Below are 20,746 nucleotides of genomic sequence, written 5' to 3' on the forward strand. Positions count from 1 at the left end.
TCAGAGCCTCCGGCGCGACTTCAGCTCCGTCACCGCACGCTTCTGGTCGGAGACGTGCTTGAGGACGACGCCCAACGTCGCCGTCGCTGTCTCGGCGTCGAGGTGGTCGATCTCGAGCGCCACCAGAGTGCGCGCCCAGTCGATGGACTCCGCGATCGAGGGCGACTTCTTCAGGTCGAGGCCACGCAGACGCGACACCACCTCGACGACCTCGCCCACCACGGCGTCGTCCAGTCCGGGGACGGCTCGGGCGACGATCTCGCGTTCGCGCTCCAGTTCGGGGTAGTCGAGGTGCAGGTAGAGACAACGACGCTTCACCGCCTCCGACAGCTCACGCGCGGCGTTGGAGGTGAGCAGGACGAACGGCTTGCGGGTCGCGGTGACGGTGCCGAGCTCGGGGACGGTCACCTGGAAGTCGCTGAGGACCTCCAGCAGCAGGCCCTCGAACTCGACGTCGGTCTTGTCGACCTCGTCGATCAGCAGCACGGTGGGGTCGTCGCGTCGGATCGCGGTGAGCAGCGGCCGCGTCAGCAGGAACTCCTCGGAGAAGATGTCGTCGTGGGTGGCGTCCCAGCCCTCACCGGCCCCGTCCCCCGCGCCGGTGCCGGTGGACTGCCCGGTGGCCTGGATCCGCAGGAGTTGCTTCTTGTAGTTCCACTCGTACAGCGCTCGGGACTCGTCGAGCCCCTCGTAGCACTGCAACCGCACCAGTTCGGCGTCGGTGGCCCGAGCGACCGCCTTGGCCAGTTCGGTCTTGCCGACACCCGCGGGGCCCTCCACCAGGAGCGGCTTCTCCAGCGCCCCGGCCAGGAAGACACTCGTCGCGGTGGCGGCGTCGGCGAGGTATCCGACGGCACCCAAACGGTCGACGACGTCCTGCGGAGAGGTGAACCATGCCTGCGTCATGGGGGTGACTCTAGAGGCCATCTCCCACGGGAACAGTGCAGTCGTGGAGTCCGGGGATAGGCTCGTTCCCGGAGTCGAGTGTCGAGAGAAGAGAGACCCACATGAGCAACGAGCACGTGCACGAAGAAGAAGACCAGGTCGTCTCGATCGCAGCCCAGATGCTGGTCGAGGAGACTGCCGAGCACACCGCTGTCATCAGCGACGACCGCCCCGGCATCCACCTGGAGCTCGTCGACCTGTCCAACGGCATCTCTGCCGAGGACGAGGCAGACGAGTGGGACTTCGACCTCCCGGCCGACAAGGGTCTGAAGATCCTGATCGGTGGCCTGGACCCCGAGATCGCCGCGCAGCTCCTGCGCGTCGCTGCGGAGTTCCTCGAGGAAGCCATCGAAGAGGGCGACGAGGACGAGGACTGAGTCCTCTCCCCCGCAACGCACACGAGCCCCTGTCCTCCTGCTGGAGGGCGGGGGCTCGTGCATTGGCAGAGGAGGCGGGATTTGAACCCGCGGTGGGTTGCCCCACGACCGCTTTCAAGGCGGTTCCGATCGGCCGCTCCGGCACTCCTCCTCGCGCCCTCGCGGACGCAGGGACCAGTTTAGGCAGACTCGGGCCCCAGATGACGACGGACCGCTCCAAGGAGCCGCAGGACATCTCCCTGCAGTGGTCGTCCCGGCCAGCCAGCCGAGAGGAGAGAGCTCCCCGGAATCGACGACGGTCCGGCTTTTGCGTCGGCACCTCGGCGGTCTGGGAGAATCGGCGGCGTGACGTCCGACTACCGCCTCTCGCCTGCCCTGACCGCCCGCCTGCTCGGCCTGACCATGCTGGGTGGTGCCGTGCTCGTCGCCGTGGCCACGCTGCTGGTCGCCGTGGCAGATCTCCACAGCGCCGCGCTGATCGTTCCGGTGATCCTCGTGGTCGTCGCGATGGTCGGTCTGATGGCGTGGAGCAACTCGTGGGTGGTCCGCCTCACCGAGGACGGCTACCAGGTCCGTCGCCTGCGCAACATCGGCGTGCAGAACGCCCACTGGCGCGCGGTCGAGGACATGGTGGCCACCGAGCTCGACGGTGTCCCCTGCGTGACCCTGCGCCTGCGTGACGGCGGCACGACCACCCTCGCTCTGGGTGCGCTGCACGTGAACAGCAACGAGTTCACCCACACGGTCGCCGAGCACCTCAACCGTGCCCACGGCCTGCGCAAGCTGGGCTGATCGACCCGCTGCTCAGGTTCCTGGTCCCGAATGGGGGGCTGATGCGACATTCAGCCCCGGGATCAGTTAGCCTGATGCCGCTGCACTGGAGGCGTCGCCTAGTCCGGTTTATGGCGCCCGCCTGCTAAGCGGGTTGAGGGTAATACCCTCTCGCGAGTTCAAATCTCGCCGCCTCCGCCAGTTCAGAAGTTCGGCCCCCGGCTCCTGCCGGGGGCCGAACTGCATTTCTGCCGCCCCAGTCCCTGAGAGCGCGCGTGCGCTGGTTTATCCGCGCAAGAGCCCGGGTAAACGTCATACGAGAGCGCAGACGGGCGCTCTGCGACAGGTACCAGGGACGGGACCCCACGGTCCCCCGCCGTTCCCGTTCTCCACCTCCGCCAAGGTCGGTACCTGAACGCCGAAGGCCCCGGAACCCATGGCGGTTTCAAGGGGTCATCGCAACACCGACCGGTTTCTTAGCTGGTGAGTAGAACACGCAGACGCTCGGCTGGGGTATCCCAGCCGAGCGTTTTGCGTGGACGGCCATTGAGTTTCTGCGCGACGTGCTCCAGATCCTCTGGCCCGTACATCGACAGATCGGTTCCCTTGGGGAAGTACTGACGCAGGAGCCCGTTGGTGTTCTCGTTGCTCCCGCGCTGCCACGGTGACGCGGGGTCACAGAAGTACACCGGCACACCCGTGGCAATCGTGAACTGCTTGTGGCCTGCCATTTCCGCGCCCTGGTCCCAGGTCAACGATCCCCGCAGGTGCGCCGGCAACGTCTCGATCTGGGCCGTCAACGCGTCCCTGACCTCTTCAGCGGTGTGCCCGTTCGGCAGGTGCAGCAACATGACGTAGCGGGTGGTGCGTTCGACCAGGGTCCCGATCGCGGTCTTGTTAAACGCGCCCGTGATCAGATCGCCCTCCCAGTGTCCCGGGACCGCACGATCAGCAACCTCAGCAGGACGCTCACTGATCATGACCATCGGATCAACAAACCTGCTCGTGCGTTGGTTCGGATCGCGGTGCGGTTTGCGGCGCGTGCGTCCGGTCCGGATGGCGGCTTGGACTTCCTTCTTGAGCCCGCCACGGGCCTGGAAGTACAGCGCCTGGTAGATCGTTTCGTGGCTCACGCGCATGGCCTGGTCATCGGGATGCTCCTTGCGAAGGGCGTTACTGATCTGCTCAGGCGACCACTCCTGGCGCAGTCCCTGGGACACGAATTCACGCAGCGGACCGTCGAGCAACAGTTTGCGAGTCTTGGGTCTCGGCCGGCGTGCAGCCGACGCCCGTTGGGCAGCGTACGGCCGATACACACCCGACACCGTGTTGGCCGCGATCTCCCGGGTGATGGTCGACGGTGCACGCCCCAACCGGCGAGCGACCTCGCGACGTGAACGCCCCTCGCTCAACAGGTCACGGATCCGCTCGCGATCAGCCAGCGACAGAAACCGCGGGTGTAACGGCTTCTCGACAACACTCAACACAGGGGCCACACATCCCATAGTGGTCCGCCGGCTCGTGTAGTCCACACGGCGTCCATCGGGATAGATCCGCACGTTGGCCCCACCGCTGTGGCGGACACCGTGATCCCAGTCCTGCGCGGTGCGCACGTGCACCCCGACTCGGGAAGCGGCCTCCCGGCGCGACACCCCGGAACGCCGCAACTCCTCGTACAACACGCGCCCCGGATGCCCCGGCCGCACCGCCACCGAACGCCGACCCGCGCGACGAGCCAGGCCAGCCGCTGTGTGCCGGTTCAGCCCGACATCACGCGCAGCGACCGTCACACTGCCCACCACGTCCAGCCGATCAAAGAACGCCTGCTTCAACTCCTGCGAAATGACCACGGTCCTCGCAACTCCCATCACTGGGTGTTGCGAGGACCGCTAGAACCCGCCCATCAGGGTTCCGGGGCCTTCGCGTACCGTCAGGCGGCTGCGTGAGCAGTCACTCTCAGGCGTCTGCCTCCAGGGCGGCCTTCACACGGTTGTGGGCCTCCCAGATGGCGTCGGGCATGTTCGGGAACTGCTCGAGGTGCTCGGCGCGGTAGCCGATCTCCTGCTGCCAACGGGCGTTGTCGATCGAGAGCACGGTGTCGAGGTCGGCCTCGTCGATGACGAGACCCTCGAGGTTGAGCTCCTCCTTCTTGGGAAGGATGCCGACGGGGGTCTGGACACCCTCGACCTCGCCGTTCTTCAGCTGCATGAGCCAGAGGAGCGGGCGCAGGTTGTCGCGGTATCCGGGCCACAGGAAGCGGCCGTCCTCGCCACGCTGGAACCAGTTCACGTGAGCGAACAGCGGCTTCTCTGCGGCAGCGTTGATGATGTTGAGGTAGTGCTCGGCGTACTCGCCCTCGCCGTACGCCATGAACGGGCGGTTCGACATGGGGTCGTAGCGGAGGACGCCCTCCTTGCCCTCAGCGGCGAAGGTGGCCTCGGCGCCCAGGGTCAGACCGTCGTAGACACCCTCGGCGACGTCCTTGATCGCACGGATCAGCGGCTCGCGGTCGCGGGTACGACCACCGAAGATGATCGCGTCGACCTCGACACCAGCGGCCTCGTTGAAGTCCGGAGCGATGTTCGGGACCTTGGTGAGGGTGGTGGTGAAGCGCGAGTTGGGGTGCGCCCACGGGTCGTTCGCCTGCTCGGGGGTACGGTCGGCGATCTTGTCGCCCTTCCAGTCCTCCCAGTCGGTGACGTCAGCCGGCGGGTTCTTGGTGCGACCCTCCCACCAGACCTCCTGGGTGACCGGGTTGTAGGCCACGTTGGTGAAGATCGCCTCGGAGTTCTCGTCGATCGAGCCGAGAGCGGTGGGGTTGGTGGTCTCGTTGGTGTCCTTGGCGACACCGAAGACACCGTTCTCCGGGTTCATCGCCATCAGCTTGCCGGTGGTCTCGTCGACCCACAGCCACGCGATGTCGTCACCGTAGAAGTAGACCTCGTAGCGGTCGCCGAGAGCCTCGGGCGGCAGCATCATGGCGAGGTTGGTCTTGCCGGACGCGGACGGGAAGCCACCGGTGATGTGGTAGCTCTTGCCGGTCTCCTTGTCCTTGATGCCGATGAGCATGTACTGCTCACCGAGGAACTTCTTGGAGGCCCAGCCGTCGTAGGCAGCCTGGCGCAGACCGTGGGCGATCTTGCCCAGCAGAGCGTTGCCGCCGTACGAGGAGCCGAAGTGCAGGATGGTGCGCTCGTCGGCGACGGTCACGAACCAACGCTTGTCGTCGTCGGTGCCCTGACCCAGGTTGGGGAGGTCGCCGGTGACGTGGACCGCGCGCACGAACGAGTTCGGGTCGACGAGGTTGTTGACGTACTCGACGCCGACGCGAGCCATGCGGATCATGTGCAGCACGACCGGACGGTTGTCGGTCAGCTCGACACCCACACCGTACTCAGCGAGGGCGTTGCCCTCGGGAGCCATGAGGTAGGGGATCACGTACATGGTCTTGCCGGCCGAAGCGCCCTTCATCTTCTCGAGAAGGATCGGCTTCATCTCGGACGCGGGACGCCAGTTGTTGTAGACGCCCTTGTCCTTCTCGTCGTTGGTCGCAACGACGGTGCGCTCCTCGGAGCGAGCGGTGTCCTTGTGGTAGGAGCGGGAGTAGTAGCGACCCTTGCCGGCCGGCAGGAGCTCACCTGCCTCCAGGGACTCCTGGATCAGTCGAGCGTCGTCGGCGGCGGTGACCACCTCGACGCGCTCAGCGCCGGTGAGTTCCGCGTACTCCTGGACGTACTCACGGACTCGCGGGTTAGTGATGCCCGCAGCATCCAGGGCTGCCAAAACGTCTGCCATCGTGCCTTGCTCCAATTTCAGGAATGTGCCGGTTCTTCCGGAGGGCTTGGACGAACGCGCCCGTCGTCATGACGACGGGAGTAACGCCTTCGACCCTTGGGACCCCTACCAAGGACGTGGAGGTCCGCGCCCAATGTAACGGGAGCGCAACTTCACCCACACGGCAGGGGAGGGTGGCTCGCATCATGGCAGTCGCCACGCGCGGCGCCAAACGCCCAGCACCCCCATCGGGGGGTGGGCGTTCGATCACCCCGGACCGCTGGTGAGCGGGCGATGTCACGACGCGATCACGTCCGACACCCGGGCGAAAAGAGGTGGAGCGGCAGAGCGAGACGGGTGGGTCGCTGTGCGCTTCGGCATCCTTCCGCTGTCACAGTACGCCCACGAACGGGAGCGGCACAGGGTGTGACCAGATCCGCGAACGTGAGACCGGCCACCCTCTCACCGAGTGAACGACTACACTCCACTTTCTGCGCGCGCGCGCGAGGTAGGAGACCGGATCCGCGCCCCCAGGGCGCCCCAGCTGGCCCCTGGCCGGCGCCGCACCACGGGTGACCAACCCTCGGATCCGGGCCCGGATTTCGCATCCGGCATCACCCTGGGCTAATCTCTACGAGTCGCAGCGATGCGACGGGCGGCTGTAGCTCAACGGATAGAGCATCTGACTACGGATCAGAAGGTTTGGGGTTCGAATCCCTACAGCCGCACCACACACGAAGACCCTCGCCAGCGGCGGGGGTCTTTCGCATTTCCCCTGGCCACACAACTGCCCGGGGGCCACACGCGGAGCAGCCGCCACCCCATCCCCGAATCGCGCATTTCCAGGGCCTTGGGCTAAGGTTGACGAGTCGCAGCGATGCGGCGGGCGGCTGTAGCTCAACGGATAGAGCATCTGACTACGGATCAGAAGGTTTGGGGTTCGAATCCCTACAGCCGCACCACACACGAAGACCCTCGCCAGCGGCGGGGGTTTTTCGCATTTCTCCAGATCAGAAAGATCTCGGAATGGTGTCATCGCCATGCCGGGTCTCCGTCCAGAGGACATGACCCGCCACGCCGCGCCCACTCCAGTCGGCTCGTTCGACACAGCCGCATGGCACGCCCCCGCGGTCCAACTCGCTGCGTCGGCGCCCGCCTTCGCGACGTCCCTCACCTCTGACGAGACCACCGTCCTGACGCCCGAGTGGGGCGGGTGGTCGATCCGCGACACCTCACCGAGACGTCGAGGCGCGCCACGACTCGCCCGCTCCACCGGGTGGGCCACCCCCAGGACGAACCTCCGGGGCAGCGACAGCGCCTGCTCGTCGTGCAGCCACAGCAACCTCCCGACGGGTGCGTTCACCTCCTGGGCCTCCAACCGTTCACCCACCCGACCGGTCGTCGTCGACGTCAGCCACTCGTTCGTCGTGAGCGGGACCGTCACGGTGTCGATCAGTGCCGACGTCCTGTTGCAGCCGGGGGCGTCCGGGGCGACGTCGGCCCGCCAGACGCTCCGGGCACGTGTGGTCGACCCTTACGCAGGGACGGTCGACCTCGGGGGACTGACCGCTGCCCGCCCCGAACTGCGCCCGGACGACGACGAGCAGTTGGTGGCCCAGGGGTATTCCGTGGTTCCCGGCGGAACGACGTCGTGCGGATGCCGCACGTTCACGTGGAACACCGCCGCGGTCGACCTCGTCCTGCTCGGCGACAGTTCCTCGGCCCGGACCGTCGAGGTGGTCCACACCTTCGAGCTGCACCCCGTCGCCGCGCCGGGAGGCGGAAACGACCGGATGGCGCTCCATCCGCCGACGGTCGTCGCGCGCCGCATCTCCTGACGTCCCTGCGGGTTTTCCCCAGGCACACCCCACGGCCCTCCGATCCTGTCGGTGGGCCGTGGCACATTTGCTGTCGTGCCACTGACCCTGCACCACGCCCACCGCACCGACCTGCTCGCCGACGAGCTCGCCGGACTGCTGGCGACGCCACTTCCCGACCCGTTCGCGCAGGAGGTCGTCGTCGTTCCTGCCAAGGGCATCGAACGGTGGCTGACCCAGCGCCTCTCGCACTGGCTCGGTGCAGGGCCCCGCGGTGGGGACGGAGTGTGCGCCGGCGTCAGGTTCGTGGCACCGCACTCCCTGGTGGGGCTGCTGCTCGACCGCGACCGTGACGACCCGTGGCGCGCCGACAACCTCACCTGGCCGTTGCTGGACGCGATCGACGCCTCGCTCGACGAGCCCGCGTTCGCCCAGCTGGCCCGACACCTCGGTCAGTCGCCGCACCCCCGTGCCGGGGACGAGGCGCGGCGGGCCCGACGGTTCTCCGTGGCCCGCCACCTCGCCGGGCTCTACTCCTCCTACGCGCTCCAGCGCCCCACCCTCCTGACCGACTGGCGCGAGGGCCGCGACACCGACGGCGCCGGTCACGCCCTCGACCCCGACCTCGTCTGGCAGGCCGAGTTGTGGCGTCGGGTCCTGGGCCGCGTCGACGCCACCCCGCCCGACGTCCGGCACACCGAGACCCTCGCCCGGCTGCGAGCCGGCGGGGACACCCTCGACCTGCCCGCACGGCTCTCCTTCTTCGGCCACACTCGGCTCGCGCGGACCGAGATCGAGCTCCTGCAGGCCCTCGCCGAGCACCGTGAGGTCCACCTGTGGCTGCCACTGCCCTCGACAGAGCTGTGGGAGGCCCTCTCCCCCACCGCCGTCGCCGGGCCGGTGGCCCGCAGCGAGGACGCCTCGGCCCGGCTCGTCCGGCACCCTCTGTTGGCCTCGCTGGGACGCGACACCCGCGAGCTGCGTCGTCAGTTGGGCGATCTCCCTGCGGTCGCTGCCGCCACCGAACCCACCACTCCGTCGACGCTGCTCGGATGGCTCCAGCACGACCTGCGCCACGACGTCCGTCCCGACGCGGCGCTGCGTGGCACCCGTCCGCTCTCGCCCACCGACCGTTCCGTCCAGGTCCACGCCTGCCACGGCCCGGCCCGGCAGGTGGAGGTCCTGCGCGACGCCCTCGTCGGTCTGCTCGCCGACGACCCCACCCTCGAGCCCCGCGACATCCTGGTGATGTGCCCCGACGTAGAGACCTACGCACCGCTGATCCAGGCCGCCTTCGGTCTCGGTGACGTCGAGGAGGGTGCAGGGCATCCCGGACACCGGCTCCGGGTCCGTCTCGCCGACCGCGCCCTCGGTTCCACCAACCCATTGCTCGGGTTCGCCGCCGCGGTGGTCGAACTCTCCGGCTCCCGGATGGGCGTGACCGAGGTCCTCGACCTCGCCGCCAGCGCCCCGGTGCGTGCCCGGTTCGGATTCAGCGACGAGCAGCTCGAACGCGTCACCGATTGGGTCCGTTCCTCCGGCGTCCGGTGGGGCCGTGACCCTGCCCACCGCGCCGAGTTCGGTCTCGAGCTGCCCGACAACACCTGGCTGGCAGGCCTGCGCCGGATGCTCCTGGGTGCCGCAGTCTCCGGTGGAACCACCCGCGTCGTGGGCAACACCCTCCCACTCGACGACGTCGGTGACGGTGACCTCGACCTGCTGGGCCGCTTCGCGGAGTTCCTGCAGCGTCTGCACACGTTCACCGTCCGAGCCCGGTCCGCGGCCACCGTCACCGACTGGACCGGGGCGCTGCGTGAAGCCGTGGCCGGTCTGACCCTGGTGAGCGGCGACGACGCATGGCAGCGCTCCCAGTTCGACCGCGAGATGGAGCAGATCGCGGCCGGGCCGGGTGCCGCCGCGACCCGACTGCGGCACGCCGACGTCCGGGCCCTGCTCGCGCACCGCCTGCGCGGTCGTCCCACCCGCGCCAACTTCCGCACCGGCACCCTCACCGTCTGCACCTTGGTCCCGATGCGCTCGGTGCCGCACCGCGTGATCGCGCTGCTGGGACTCGACGACGGCGTCTTCCCCCGCGTCAACGGCGTGGACGGTGACGACGTCCTGTCCCGCCACCCGCTCACCGGCGAGCGCGACGTCCGCGCCGAGGACCGTCAGCTCCTGCTCGACGCCGTCAACGCAGCCACCGAGACGCTCGTGGTCACCTACTCCGGACGCGGTGAACACACCGGTTCGGACAAGCCCCCGTCGGTGCCGCTCGGCGAACTCGTCGACGCCCTCCACCTGACCGCAGACGTTCCCCACGGACGGGACCTGGTGGTCGAGCACCCGCTGCAGCCCTTCGACGAGAAGAACATGACCGCAGGTCTGGTCTCGCCATCGGCGCCGTTCACCTTCGACGAGCAGGCCCTCGCCGGGGCCAGCGCAGCCCGGAACGCGACGCCGCACGTCCGTGAACTGCTCCGCACGCCGCTGCCCGCACCCACCGCCGAGCCCAGCAACGGCCCGCGCGTCGTGCTGCTGTCGGAGCTCCACGAATTCCTGCGGCACCCGGTCCAGGCGTTCCTGCGCCAGCGTCTGCGCGTCTCCACGCCGCGCGACGTCAAGGACACCCACGACGCCCTCCCTGTCTCCTTGGACGGACTGGAGAAGTGGGCGATCGGCGACCGCCTGGTCGGGGCGCTGCTGCGTGGTGAGTCCCCCTTCGACGCTGCCGTCGCCGAGCGGCTGCGCGGCAGCCTGCCACCCGGCGCACTCGGCACCACGACCCTGCGCGAGATCGGCCGGGCCGTGGAGGCACTCGTCGGTGCTGCTGCACCGCTGCGTCAGCGCCGGGCTCGCACGATCGACGTCGACATCGACCTCGGAGACGTCCGCGTCGTCGGTTCGGTCGCCGAGGTGTTCGGCAACCACCGGGTCAGCGTCAGCTACTCCGGGCTCGGTGCGAAGCAGCGTCTGGCCGGCTGGGTCGACGCGCTCGCCCTCGCCGCCGGTGCCCCCGACCAGAACTGGACGGTCCACTCGATCGGCAAGTACCGCTCGGGCGGGAAGTCGGCGATGGTGAAGCCGATCAGCGAACCCGACGCCCGGACGCTGCTGCGTTCCCTGGTGGGGTTGCGCGACCGTGGCCTGCGCGAGCCGCTGCCGCTGCCCTTGAAGACCTCGCTGGCCTGGGCCGAGAACCACGCCCACGTCCTGCGCGGGCGCGACGCCGACCCCGACGAGTGGGCCTGGAAGGAGTGGGCGACGCCGACGTTCTCCGACTCAGGGTTCCCGAAGGAGGACGCCGACGCCGCACACGTGCGGGTGTGGGGCGAGCGCGCCCCGTACCGGGTGCTGACCGCACCGTTGCGTCCCGACGAACTGGCCGCACTCGCGCCGGGTGCTGACGGCGTCGTCCAGCAAGCCCCGCACCGGCTGGGCCAGTACGCATGGGCCCTGTGGGGGCCGCTGCTCAGCAACGACCGTGAACTGGTGAGGGGCGCCTGATGGACCACTTCGACATCTCTGCCCCTGCTCTGCCCAGCGGCACCACGCTGCTCGAGGCGAGCGCCGGCACCGGCAAGACCTGGACGATCGCGTCGCTGGTGACCCGCTACGTCGCACAGGGCGAAGCGACCCTGGACCAGCTGCTGGTGGTCACCTTCACCCGCGCCGCCAGCCAGGAACTGCGTCAGCGGGTCCGCGAGCAGCTCGTCGACGCCGTCGGTGTCCTTGACGCCTCCCGCGCCGCGCAGGGCGGCAACGCGCTGCACACGTGGCTCCTCGGGCCGGCCGATGCCCCTGTGGGTGACGACGAGCGCCGGGTCCGTCTGGAGCGGCTGACCGACGCGGTCACCGCGTTCGACGCCGCGACCATCGCCACCATCCACCAGTTCTGCCAGCTGGTGCTGCGCAGCCTCGGCGTCGCCGGGGACAGCGACCGCGAGGCGGTCCTGGTCGAGGACCTCTCCGACCTCACCACCGAGGTGGTGGAGGACCTCTTCCTGCGCGACTTCGCCCAGCTCGAACTTCCCCCGTTCGACATCTCCACCGCGCGCACGATCGGGCGGTCGGTGATCTCCGATCCGCGGGCCCGGATCGAGCCGCAGGAGGCCGACGAGGTCGCCCCCGACTCCCCCGCCGCCGTGCGGTACCGGTTCGCGATGCAGGTGCGCGACGAGGTCGCCGAGCGCAAGCGCCGTCTGGGCCTGCTCAGCTATGACGACCTGCTCTCCGAGCTCGCCGACGCACTCGGCACCGGACCCACCGACCCCGAGGGCCACGCCGCGCGCTCCCGGATGCAGCAGCGCTGGAAGATCGTCCTGGTCGACGAGTTCCAGGACACCGACCCCGTGCAGTGGGAGGTGTTCCGCAAGGCGTTCGTCGAACCGACCCCCGACGGCGCCCCGAACCCCTGCACCGTCGTCCTCATCGGCGACCCGAAGCAGGCGATCTACGGATTCCGCGGCGGCGACGTCACCACGTACCTGCAGGCCGCCCGCAGCGCCACCACCCGCCAGACCCTGGCCACCAACTTCCGCTCCGACGCCCCATTGGTCGAGTCCGTGCACGCGATGCTGGGCGGTGCCCAGCTCGGCGACGAGGAGATCGTCGTCCACCCGGTGCAGGCCCACCACCCCACCTCCCGCCTGCACGACGCAGGCCCGCCGGTGCGGATGCGTCTGGTGCGTCGCGTCGAACTCGGCAAGGGCGAGCGCAGCAAGCCGAAGATGGACGAGTGGCGTGAGCACGTCATCACCGACCTCGCCCGCGACATCGCGGTGCTCCTGACCGGCGACGCCCGGATCGTCGACGCCCACTCCCCTGACGCTGGACCTGACGGCACCCGTCCGGTCCGCGCCGGTGACGTCGCGGTGCTGGCCCGCACCCGCAAGGTGCTGGCCGCGACCCAGTCCGCGCTGCGTGACCTCGGGATCGCCTCCGTCGTCGGCGCCGGCGGGTCGGTCTTCCACACCGCCGCCGCGACCGAGTGGATCACCCTGCTCGAGGCCCTCGAGCAGCCGCACCGGGCCGAACGGGTCCGAGCCGCGGCACTGACCTCGTTCTTCGGTGTGGACGCAGCCGCGCTCGACGCTGACCTCCCCCAGCACGCTGCTGGCACCGGGGCCAGCGCCGAGGGCAGCGACCTCACCGACCAGTTGGCCTCGCGTCTGCGCGTTCTGGTGGGTCTGCTCGCCACCCGCGGCGTCGCTGCCGTCACCGAGCACTGCGTCCTGCACGGGCTCACCGCCCGGGTCCTGGCCACCGTGGGCGGCGAACGCACCCTCACCGACCTGCGCCACATCGGCGAGTTGCTGCACAAGGTGTCGGTCGAGCAGCGCCTCGGCGTCGTCGGCCTGCTGGGATGGCTGCGCGAACAGGTCGACGACGAACGCACCGACGTCTCCGGCGAACGCACCCGCCGTCTCGACTCCGACGACGCCGCGGTCCAGCTCGTCACGATCCACGGCTCGAAGGGCCTGGAGTACCCGATCGTCTACCTTCCGATGGCCTGGGACCGCTGGGTCGGCAAGGCCGGCGAGGTGCAGCTGTTCCACGACGCCGACGGCGTCCGCTGTCTCGACGTCTCCGGCGCCGATCCGTGGCGAACCCGCGCCTTCGAGCGCAACCGCGCCGAGGAGGCCGGGGAGTCGCTGCGTCTGCTGTACGTGGCGATGACGCGTGCTCGCAGCCAGGTCGTCGCCTGGTACGCCCCGAGCTACAACAGTCCCGCCTCCGAGCTCCACCGGATGCTGATGGGTCGCCTGCCTGGCGGAGCGAAGGTGCCGGACGAGCAGGCCCTCGTCGACGACTCCCGCCTCCCGGCGATCTTCGGTGGGTGGCGCAACGCCGGCGCGTTCACTCCCGAGTTCGGGACGTGGCGCGACGTCGACCCGATCGAACCGCACCCGGACACGACGCCGCTCTCAGTACGCCGGTTCACCCGCTCGGTCGACACCGCGTGGCGCCGGACCTCGTACTCGGCGCTCTCCGCGGCCGCGTCCGACCCGCACGGCCACGCCGCGGCACCTGCCGTCGAGCTGACCAGCGAGCCGGAGGAACGGCCCGAGGAGGCCGACGCCGTCAATCCGCTCCCCGACACCGTGCCCGCGGTAGCGGACGGCGACGACGCGTCACTGGCCGCGGTGCCGTCCCCGATGGACGGCCTACCCATGGGTGCGACCTTCGGATCGTTGGTCCACGCCGTGCTGGAGCACGCTGATCCGAGCGCCGAGGACGTCCACGCCGACCTCCGCGCGCTGGTCGAGGAACACCTCGTCGACTGGCCCGTCGACGTCGACCCCGACACCCTGGCCGCCGCGCTCGTGCAGGTCGTCTCCAGCCCGATGGGGCCGCTGACCGGCCAGCGCACGCTGCTCGACGTCCCCACCCGGGACCGGCTCTGCGAGCTCGACTTCGAGGTGCCGCTCTCGGGCGGTGACGACGCCGACGACTCCTCCGACGTCCGCCTCGGCGACCTCGCCCCGCTGCTGCGCCGCCACCTCGCTCCCGGCGATGCAGTCCTCAGCTACGCCGACCAGTTGGAGCGTGATCCGGGGCTGGCCGAGCAGTCACTGCGCGGCTACCTGACCGGATCCATCGACGTCGTCCTGCGGGTCACCGACACCGACGGGGCGACCAAGTACCTGACGGTCGACTACAAGACGAACTGGCTCGGTCCCTACGACCAGCCGCTGACGGCCCACACCTACCGGCCCGAGGCACTCGTCGAGGCGATGGCGCACTCCGACTACCCGTTGCAGGCGCTGCTCTACACCGTCGTCCTGCACCGCTACCTGCGCTGGCGACTGCCCGACTACGACCCGGCCACCCACCTGGGCGGCGTCCTCTACCTGTACCTGCGCGGCATGTGCGGGCCCGAGACCCCGCTCGTGGACGGACACCCGTGTGGTGTCTTCTCCTGGCAGGCACCGGTGCCGTTGGTCCTCGAACTCTCCGACCTGCTCGACGGCTCCGTCCCCAGTCCCGGCGCCGCAGCGCTCGCCTCGTCCCCGGGAGGAACCCGATGAGTGACGTCTTCACCCCGCTCGACTCCCACGATCCGCGGATCGCCCTCGGCCTGCAGGGCGACGGCGCTTCACCGTTGCTGGCCGCCTTCAACGCTGCCGGTGTGGTGACCGCCGGAGACGTCCACGTTGCGACCACACTCGGTGAACTCTTCGCTGCCACGCACCCCAGTGCGGATGAGGTGCTGCTGGCCGTCGCGCTGACCTGCCGCGCGGTGCGCACCGGTTCGGTCTGCGTGGACCTTGGGACCGTGGCCGGCGAGTTCGCTGCGCTGACCTCGTCCGACGACGCTCACGAGCAGGCGTTGGCCGAACTCGCCTGGCCCGAGACGCAGCACTGGCTGGCACTGCTCGCTGCGTCTCCACTGGTCGCCGAGGGGGTGCTGCGTCTGGAGGGCTCCCTGCTCTACCTCGACCGGTACCACGAGCAGGAGAGTCAGGTCCTGGACGACCTGCTGGCCCGCGACGTCACCGCCCCCGCCCACGATCTCGCGCTGCTGGAATCCACGTTGGCCCGGGTCTTCCCGGTCGGCACGGACGGCGTCGACACCTGGGTGGAGCAGCGCGATGCCTGCCGTCGTGCCGCTGCGCGCTGGACCACCGTCATCACCGGCGGCCCAGGCACCGGCAAGACCACCACCGTCGCCGGTCTGCTGGTCGCCCTGCACGAGCAGTACGAGAACCGCAGCCTCGCCGAGACCGGCCGCGCGGCGTCGGCCCGGATCGCGCTGGCTGCCCCCACCGGCAAGGCCGCTGCGCGCCTGAAGGAAGCCGTCGGTGACGCGGCAGCCCGGTTGGCGCCGACCGACCAGGCGCGTCTCGCCGACCTCACCACCGGCACCCTGCACCGACTGCTACGCACCGATCCGGGCAACTCCACCCGGTTCCGGCAGAACCGCCACAACCACCTGCCCTACGACGTCGTCGTGGTCGACGAAGCATCGATGATGTCGCTGACCATGACCGCCAGACTCCTCGAAGCGATGCGTCCCGACGCCCGTCTGGTGCTGGTCGGCGACCCCGACCAGCTCTCCTCCGTCGACGCAGGCGCGGTGCTCGGTGACCTCGTGCACGGCTACGCCGGCGCCGGAGACCGCTCACCGGTGGCCGCGCTCGTCACCACGCACCGCTACACCGCCGGGATCGCCGAGCTCGCCGTCGCGCTGCGTCAGGGTGACGCCGACGCGGTCCTGGAGGTCTTGGGCCGCGGCCTGTCCGACGTGGCCTGGATCGACACCGACGACGACACCCAGGCCGCGGACCTGCTGCGACCCACCCTGCTCGCCGGGGCCCTGGCAGTGCGCGAGCACGCCCTGGCCGGCGAGAAGGAACAGGCGCTCGACGCGATGAACCGGCACCGCCTGCTGTGCGCCCACCGCGACGGCTCCTACGGCGTGAAGCGGTGGAACCTGCACGTCGAGCAGTGGCTCACCGCTGCCGGGCACCCCACCTTCGAGCAGTTCTACGTCGGACGCCCGGTGCTGGTCAGCGCCAACGACTACGGCCTCGGGATCCACAACGGGGACTCCGGCGTCGTCGTGGAGACCCCTGGAGGACGCCGGGTCGTGGTGGACACGCCCGGAGCGCCACGCGACTTCTCGCCGTCCCGGATGGACTCCGTCGACACCGTGCACGCGATGACGATCCACAAGTCCCAGGGGTCGCAGGCCGCACACGTCACGGTGCTGCTGCCCTCGGAGGAGTCCCGGCTGCTGACCCGTGAGCTCTTCTACACCGCCGTCACCCGTGCTCAGCACACCGTCACCGTCGTCGGGTCCGAGGCAATGGTGCGTGCCGCCGTGGGGCGCACGGCCCGTCGAGCCAGCGGTCTGGCCGAGCGCCTTTCCAGCCGTCTGGGCGCCCTGACGGCCTGATCGCGAGCGCACCCCGTTGCACGGACGGTCCCGCACCTGCAACCTGTCCGTCACAGGGATTGGTTAGGGTCGAGGCGCGCGACCCACCGAACGATCCCCGCATCGCCCGATGCTCACAGTCGACACCTTGGAGTCACCCCATGCCGTTCCTGCTCCGCCTCGAGTTGCCCGACATCCCCGGTTCGCTGGGTCGGGTGGCGAGCGCGATCGGTGAGGCCGGAGCCGACATCGAGGCCATCCAGGTGGTCCAGAAGACCTCGGCCGGCACGGTCGTCGACGACGTGCTGCTCGAACTGCAGCCCGGCAAGATGCCCGACTCCGTGGTCTCGGCCTGCAGCGCCCTCGACGACGTCAGGGTGCTGTGGATCAGCCGCTACGCCGCGGGCGGCAACCTGTTCCTCGACCTGGAGATGGTCGAGGAGATCACCGTCGAGCCCGAGCACGCCTTCGAGCGGATGCTGAGCCTGATGCCGGTGACGTTCCGCGTCGACTGGGCGGTGCGCGCCCGCCGTGGCCTCGACGGTGTGGTCACCGTCGTCGACTCCACCGAGGCTGCACCGGAGACGGTCGAGTGGGTCGAGATCGACTCCCCGGCCCGGATCGACAGCGACGACGAGAACCAGGTCCTGTGCGCGATCCCGTCCCACGACGAACTGATCGTGGTGGGGCGCCGAGGTGGCCCGGAGTTCCTCGACTCCGAGATCGCCCGGATGGACCACCTCGTGGGTCTGACCCGGTCGATCCACCGCACCCACACGGCCAAGGGCACCCCGCCCTCGGGCTGGGTCGCGGACTGACCTTCAGACCACGCTGCTCGGTGCGTCCTCCGGTTGTACCATGGCCAACCGCGCGAGTTCGGCGAACGACTCCTCCAACGCCTCCCGGAAGTCACCCGGGTGGGCGAGTGCGCGGTCGTGGCCCAGGATCCCGAACGTGAGCACGTCGGCGTAGGACCACACCATCACGTTGATCCCGACTCCGTTGGACGGTGGCCCGTCGATGTGGATCCGGGTGAACTCGCGTCCACCGAGCGTGAACGGGGCGGCCGGGCCCCGGATGTTGGAGACCAGGATCGAGGCGTCGGCGTCGTCGGTGGAGGCTTCGAGGCGCTCCAGGACTCCCGCGACGCCACGTCGGGCCAGCGCCGGAGGCATCCGGTCGAGCCAGTCCGGGACGAGGTCAGGGCCGAACGCGTCGAGCTGGGCCTTCCCCTCCCGGGCCGTCGCGGAGATGACCCGGAGACGTTCCCACGGGTCGGTGACGTCGGTGGCGAGCGTCGTCGTGAACGACCAGAACCGGTTGCCGTGCTGCCGCACCGGAGCGTCGGGGGCCTCGAACGCCATCGGGACGGTGGTGAGCAGCGACCGTGACGTGGACGGGTCGAAGTCGGGCTGGTGACGGGCCAGGTAGCGCACGCACGCCCCTGCCATCATCCCGAGGACGACGTCGTTGAGCGTCACGCCGGCTGCGTCCTTGACCTGTTTGACCTGTGCCAGCGGCAGTTCGGCCCGGACGTAGCAGCGGCCCGGGCCGAAGGCGTCGTTGAGCAGGGTGCGGGGTGCCCCTGCTGAGTAGGCGGGGAGCTCGATCTCCGACTCCGCCCTGCGCTCCTTGACGGCTGCTGTACCGCGGCGGGTGCGCAGCAGCAGCGGCAGCAGGGTCAGCAACGCCAGCAGGTGCGCCCACAACGCAGCCAGAACCAGGCGCACCGTGTGCGGGCGCCGTTCGGGGCGGGCCGGTCCGGCGTCGTGCGGCGGCGGACAGGTGGCGTCGGAGAAGAGCCGGAGCATGGTCGTCATCGCTCCGACGCCGTCGGCGAGCGCGTGGTGATACTTCATGACCACTGCCTGACGGCCCTGGTCGAGGCCGTTGACCAGCCACACCTGCCACAGCGGGAGGTCAGGGTCGAGGTGTTCCTCCGCGAGGCGGGCGAAGAAGGCGTCCAGGGCCTCGTCCCCTCCGCGCACCGTCGCCTCACGGACGTGCGTGGTCAGGTCAGGCTCACCCGGCGTCCAGGCGACGGGGTGGTGGAGGTTGCCCGGTACCGGGGTGATCCGCCAGCGCCACGACGGGAGCTCGTCGAGTCGGGACCCGATGTGCCGACGCAGTTCGTCGACGGTGAGCGGATCGGCAGAGGCCTCCAGCACGCCCACGGCCATCGAGTTCATGGGCTGGGCATGCGTCTCGTCGGGACGTTCCATGATCAGGAACCCGGCGTCCTCGCCGTTGAGCCGGTGCATCAGGCCACCTTCGCGCAGGTCGTGCAGGAGAGGCCGTGAACGGCGAGCAGGTTCGCCAGTTCGGCCTCCATCGCGCGGGCGATGCTGCTGGGGTCAGGGACGGCGGCCGGGTTGGTGTGGACGCCGCAGGTCAGGACGTCGCCGTAGCCGGTGACGGTGATGTTGATGCCGTTGCCGGAGGTGAGCGGACCGAGCAGGAAGACCGACTCGATCGTCCGGCCGTCCAGGGTCCAGCCGCTGCGTGGCACCTTGAGGTTGGAGACGAGGACGTTGAAGTCGGGTGGGTTCTCCCCCGACGCAGCCTTCTCCCCCATGCCTCGGGCAGCAGCGGCCGCGAGCCGTGGCGGGATCCGGTCGAGCCACGTGGGAATCAGGGTGCGCCCCTGGAGTTCGAGCTGGAGCTTGGCCTCACGCGCGTGGTCCGCGGTGGAGCGGAGCCGGTCGCGGGGGTCGTCGAGGTGGGTGGGCAACAGCGCGTAGTAGTTGACGAAACAGTTGCCGCGCAGACGTGGTCGGGCCCCGACGGGGTCGTTGCCCAGCGGCACGTTGACCACCAACGGGGCCTCAGGCAGCGCGTCGCGCTCGGCGAGGTGGTCGCGCAGCGCACCCGCGACGAGGCTGACCACGACGTCACTGAGCGAGACCCCCACTGCGTCGCGCACCTTGCGCACGTCGTCGAGGTGGAGGTGAGCCCGGCCGAGGCGGCGTTCGGTGTCGCGGGAGATGTCGAGGACCGTGCGGGGAGCATCCCCTGCCATCCCCGGGACCCGGTGCTCGGCACGGGCCCGACGGGCCTTGACCGCCTTGGCTCGTCGGCTCGTCCGCAGCACGAGCGCGGGAATGGTCGTGAGCAGCACGACCAGACGCAGCAGAGCCACGACGAGGAGCACGATCCCGTTGGGTGGTCGCTGTCTGGCGTGGTCGGCGGGCAACGCCGGCGAGGGCACCTCGATCGCGCGGTCGTCGAGGAGTTCGGTGAGCATCGCGATGGTCGCGGTGCCGTCTCCCAGGGTGTGGTGGAACCGGTGGACGAGGGCCTGACGTCCGTCGGGGAACCCGTCGAGCAGGGTGACGTCCCAGAGCGGGCGGTCGAGCGGCAGGTGGCTGGCGGTGACCTCGGCCGCGAGCCACTCGTCGAGCATCCGGTCCCCCGCGGCCCGTACGTCGAGGAACTCGGCCTCACCGGAGGGCGCAGGCATCGTGGCGTGGTGGACGTGGTCGTCCAGCACGAAGCGGTGATCGTCGGCCCAGACGGCGTGACCGAGCCCTCCGGGGACGTGGTGCAGTCGTCGGTGCAGGTGCGGCACACGGTCGGCGCGGGCCGCGAGGCGTTCCAGGAGCGCGTCGCGGGTCAGCGCGGGGCTGCCGTGCTCCGGTGCGGCAAGCAGGACGACGTCGACGCACGCCGAGGTCTGCACGGCACTCTCGACGTAGAGGAACCCTGCGTCGACGCCACGGACACGTCGCCCCTGTCGACGGCTCGCCGGCGGCATGCCGGGCGTGATGTTCAGGTTCTCCCGTGACGCTGCAGCCACTGGCCGTTCCTTCCTCGACGAACCGGTCTCTCCCGTGACCGGACCGCGAGCATGGCATGCGAAGTGGCGTGCGTCACCCCCGATTCTGGGCCGTTGTCACAGCGGCGACCGACGTTGGCGTCTGGCTCGGGCAGCGCCTTCGACCAGTGGTTTTGTCTGATCGCGACCCCATTTGTTCCACGGTGACAGCGGTCGCCCTGACGCCATTCCAGTGCGCCAACGAGTCGTATTTACGCCCAATGGGGGATGCCCCGAGACCCCACGTCCGGAGCGGGCTGGACCAGCCCCCTTGATACGTCCCAAGGGCTTCATTGCTTTGGTGTATGAGCCTTGACCACCACTCCGAACAGCGGTTTACAGTCGCAATTCACCACGAAGTGACCGG

At 69.6% G+C, this 20,746-nt stretch carries 12 protein-coding genes and 4 tRNA genes; 10 read left to right on the forward strand and 6 right to left on the reverse strand.

The window, feature by feature from the left end; translation table 11 throughout:
- Window positions 1–906, reverse strand: coding sequence for an AAA family ATPase (locus tag EOV43_RS14450; protein WP_128221911.1), 906 nt, complete (start codon window positions 904–906; stop codon window positions 1–3).
- Between the two features lie 101 nt (window positions 907–1,007).
- On the opposite strand from EOV43_RS14450, the gene EOV43_RS14455 reads away from it, so the two are divergent.
- Window positions 1,008–1,322 carry a hypothetical protein gene (locus EOV43_RS14455; RefSeq protein ID WP_128221912.1) on the forward strand — a complete coding sequence of 105 codons (315 nt, stop codon included), beginning with the start codon at window positions 1,008–1,010 and terminating at the stop codon, window positions 1,320–1,322.
- Window positions 1,323–1,385: 63 nt separating this feature from the next.
- Here the strand turns inward: EOV43_RS14455 and EOV43_RS14460 are convergent.
- Window positions 1,386–1,473, reverse strand: a tRNA-Ser gene (locus EOV43_RS14460).
- Between the two features lie 194 nt (window positions 1,474–1,667).
- Here EOV43_RS14460 and EOV43_RS14465 point away from each other — a divergent pair.
- Together EOV43_RS14465 and EOV43_RS14470 are read left to right on the forward strand one after the other, a co-directional pair.
- Window positions 1,668–2,114, forward strand: a complete 447-nt coding sequence (locus EOV43_RS14465) for a hypothetical protein (RefSeq protein WP_128221913.1) — start codon at window positions 1,668–1,670, stop codon at window positions 2,112–2,114.
- 87 nt (window positions 2,115–2,201) lie between these two features.
- Window positions 2,202–2,294 (forward strand) — tRNA-Ser (locus tag EOV43_RS14470).
- A gap of 275 nt (window positions 2,295–2,569) precedes the next feature.
- On the opposite strand, the gene EOV43_RS14475 is transcribed toward EOV43_RS14470, so the two are convergent.
- Together EOV43_RS14475 and EOV43_RS14480 are read right to left on the reverse strand one after the other, a co-directional pair.
- Window positions 2,570–3,745, reverse strand: coding sequence for an IS30 family transposase (locus EOV43_RS14475; RefSeq protein ID WP_128222061.1), 1,176 nt, complete (start codon window positions 3,743–3,745; stop codon window positions 2,570–2,572).
- Window positions 3,746–4,049: 304 nt separating this feature from the next.
- On the reverse strand, window positions 4,050–5,888 hold the full coding sequence (locus EOV43_RS14480) for a phosphoenolpyruvate carboxykinase (GTP) (protein ID WP_128221914.1): 1,839 nt from the start codon (window positions 5,886–5,888) through the stop codon (window positions 4,050–4,052).
- Window positions 5,889–6,522: 634 nt separating this feature from the next.
- Here EOV43_RS14480 and EOV43_RS14485 point away from each other — a divergent pair.
- The 7 genes from EOV43_RS14485 (at window position 6,523) to EOV43_RS14515 (ending at window position 17,383) form a co-directional block, all read left to right on the forward strand.
- Window positions 6,523–6,598, forward strand: a tRNA-Arg gene (locus tag EOV43_RS14485).
- A 155-nt stretch (window positions 6,599–6,753) separates the two neighbouring features.
- Window positions 6,754–6,829 (forward strand) — tRNA-Arg (locus EOV43_RS14490).
- 102 nt (window positions 6,830–6,931) lie between these two features.
- Window positions 6,932–7,705, forward strand: coding sequence for a hypothetical protein (locus tag EOV43_RS14495; RefSeq protein ID WP_128221915.1), 774 nt, complete (start codon window positions 6,932–6,934; stop codon window positions 7,703–7,705).
- 75 nt (window positions 7,706–7,780) lie between these two features.
- Window positions 7,781–11,191, forward strand: coding sequence for an exodeoxyribonuclease V subunit gamma (recC, locus tag EOV43_RS14500; protein ID WP_128221916.1), 3,411 nt, complete (start codon window positions 7,781–7,783; stop codon window positions 11,189–11,191).
- On the forward strand, window positions 11,191–14,715 hold the full coding sequence (locus EOV43_RS14505) for a UvrD-helicase domain-containing protein (protein ID WP_128221917.1): 3,525 nt from the start codon (window positions 11,191–11,193) through the stop codon (window positions 14,713–14,715). The genes recC and EOV43_RS14505 overlap by 1 nt, the downstream gene beginning before the upstream one ends.
- Window positions 14,712–16,586, forward strand: coding sequence for an exodeoxyribonuclease V subunit alpha (gene recD, locus EOV43_RS14510; protein WP_128221918.1), 1,875 nt, complete (start codon window positions 14,712–14,714; stop codon window positions 16,584–16,586). Before EOV43_RS14505 ends, recD begins: the two co-directional genes overlap by 4 nt.
- 140 nt (window positions 16,587–16,726) lie before the next feature.
- Window positions 16,727–17,383 (forward strand): ACT domain-containing protein, encoded by a 657-nt coding sequence (locus EOV43_RS14515; RefSeq protein WP_128221919.1) that lies wholly within the window; start codon window positions 16,727–16,729, stop codon window positions 17,381–17,383.
- A 3-nt stretch (window positions 17,384–17,386) separates the two neighbouring features.
- Here the strand turns inward: EOV43_RS14515 and EOV43_RS14520 are convergent, their stop codons facing one another.
- Both EOV43_RS14520 and EOV43_RS14525 read right to left on the reverse strand, forming a co-directional pair.
- A complete protein-coding gene (locus tag EOV43_RS14520) occupies window positions 17,387–18,826 on the reverse strand; it encodes a wax ester/triacylglycerol synthase family O-acyltransferase (RefSeq protein ID WP_128221920.1) in 1,440 nt (479 codons plus the stop codon).
- Window positions 18,826–20,361, reverse strand: a complete 1,536-nt coding sequence (locus tag EOV43_RS14525; protein ID WP_128221921.1) for a wax ester/triacylglycerol synthase domain-containing protein — start codon at window positions 20,359–20,361, stop codon at window positions 18,826–18,828. The genes EOV43_RS14520 and EOV43_RS14525 overlap by 1 nt, the downstream gene beginning before the upstream one ends.
- Window positions 20,362–20,746: the final 385 nt, after the last annotated feature.

This window comes from Nocardioides yefusunii, assembly GCF_004014875.1.
In the GTDB taxonomy this organism is placed as follows: domain Bacteria; phylum Actinomycetota; class Actinomycetes; order Propionibacteriales; family Nocardioidaceae; genus Nocardioides; species Nocardioides yefusunii.

Coding starts and splice junctions, on each gene's coding strand:
- EOV43_RS14450 (WP_128221911.1), bottom strand. CDS start 906: ATGACGCAGGCATGGTTCACCTCTCCGCAGGACGTCGTCGACCGTTTG.
- EOV43_RS14455 (WP_128221912.1), top strand. CDS start 1,008: ATGAGCAACGAGCACGTGCACGAAGAAGAAGACCAGGTCGTCTCGATC.
- EOV43_RS14480 (WP_128221914.1), bottom strand. CDS start 5,888: ATGGCAGACGTTTTGGCAGCCCTGGATGCTGCGGGCATCACTAACCCG.
- EOV43_RS14495 (WP_128221915.1), top strand. CDS start 6,932: ATGACCCGCCACGCCGCGCCCACTCCAGTCGGCTCGTTCGACACAGCC.
- EOV43_RS14505 (WP_128221917.1), top strand. CDS start 11,191: ATGGACCACTTCGACATCTCTGCCCCTGCTCTGCCCAGCGGCACCACG.
- recD (WP_128221918.1), top strand. CDS start 14,712: ATGAGTGACGTCTTCACCCCGCTCGACTCCCACGATCCGCGGATCGCC.
- EOV43_RS14515 (WP_128221919.1), top strand. CDS start 16,727: ATGCCGTTCCTGCTCCGCCTCGAGTTGCCCGACATCCCCGGTTCGCTG.
- EOV43_RS14520 (WP_128221920.1), bottom strand. CDS start 18,826: ATGCACCGGCTCAACGGCGAGGACGCCGGGTTCCTGATCATGGAACGT.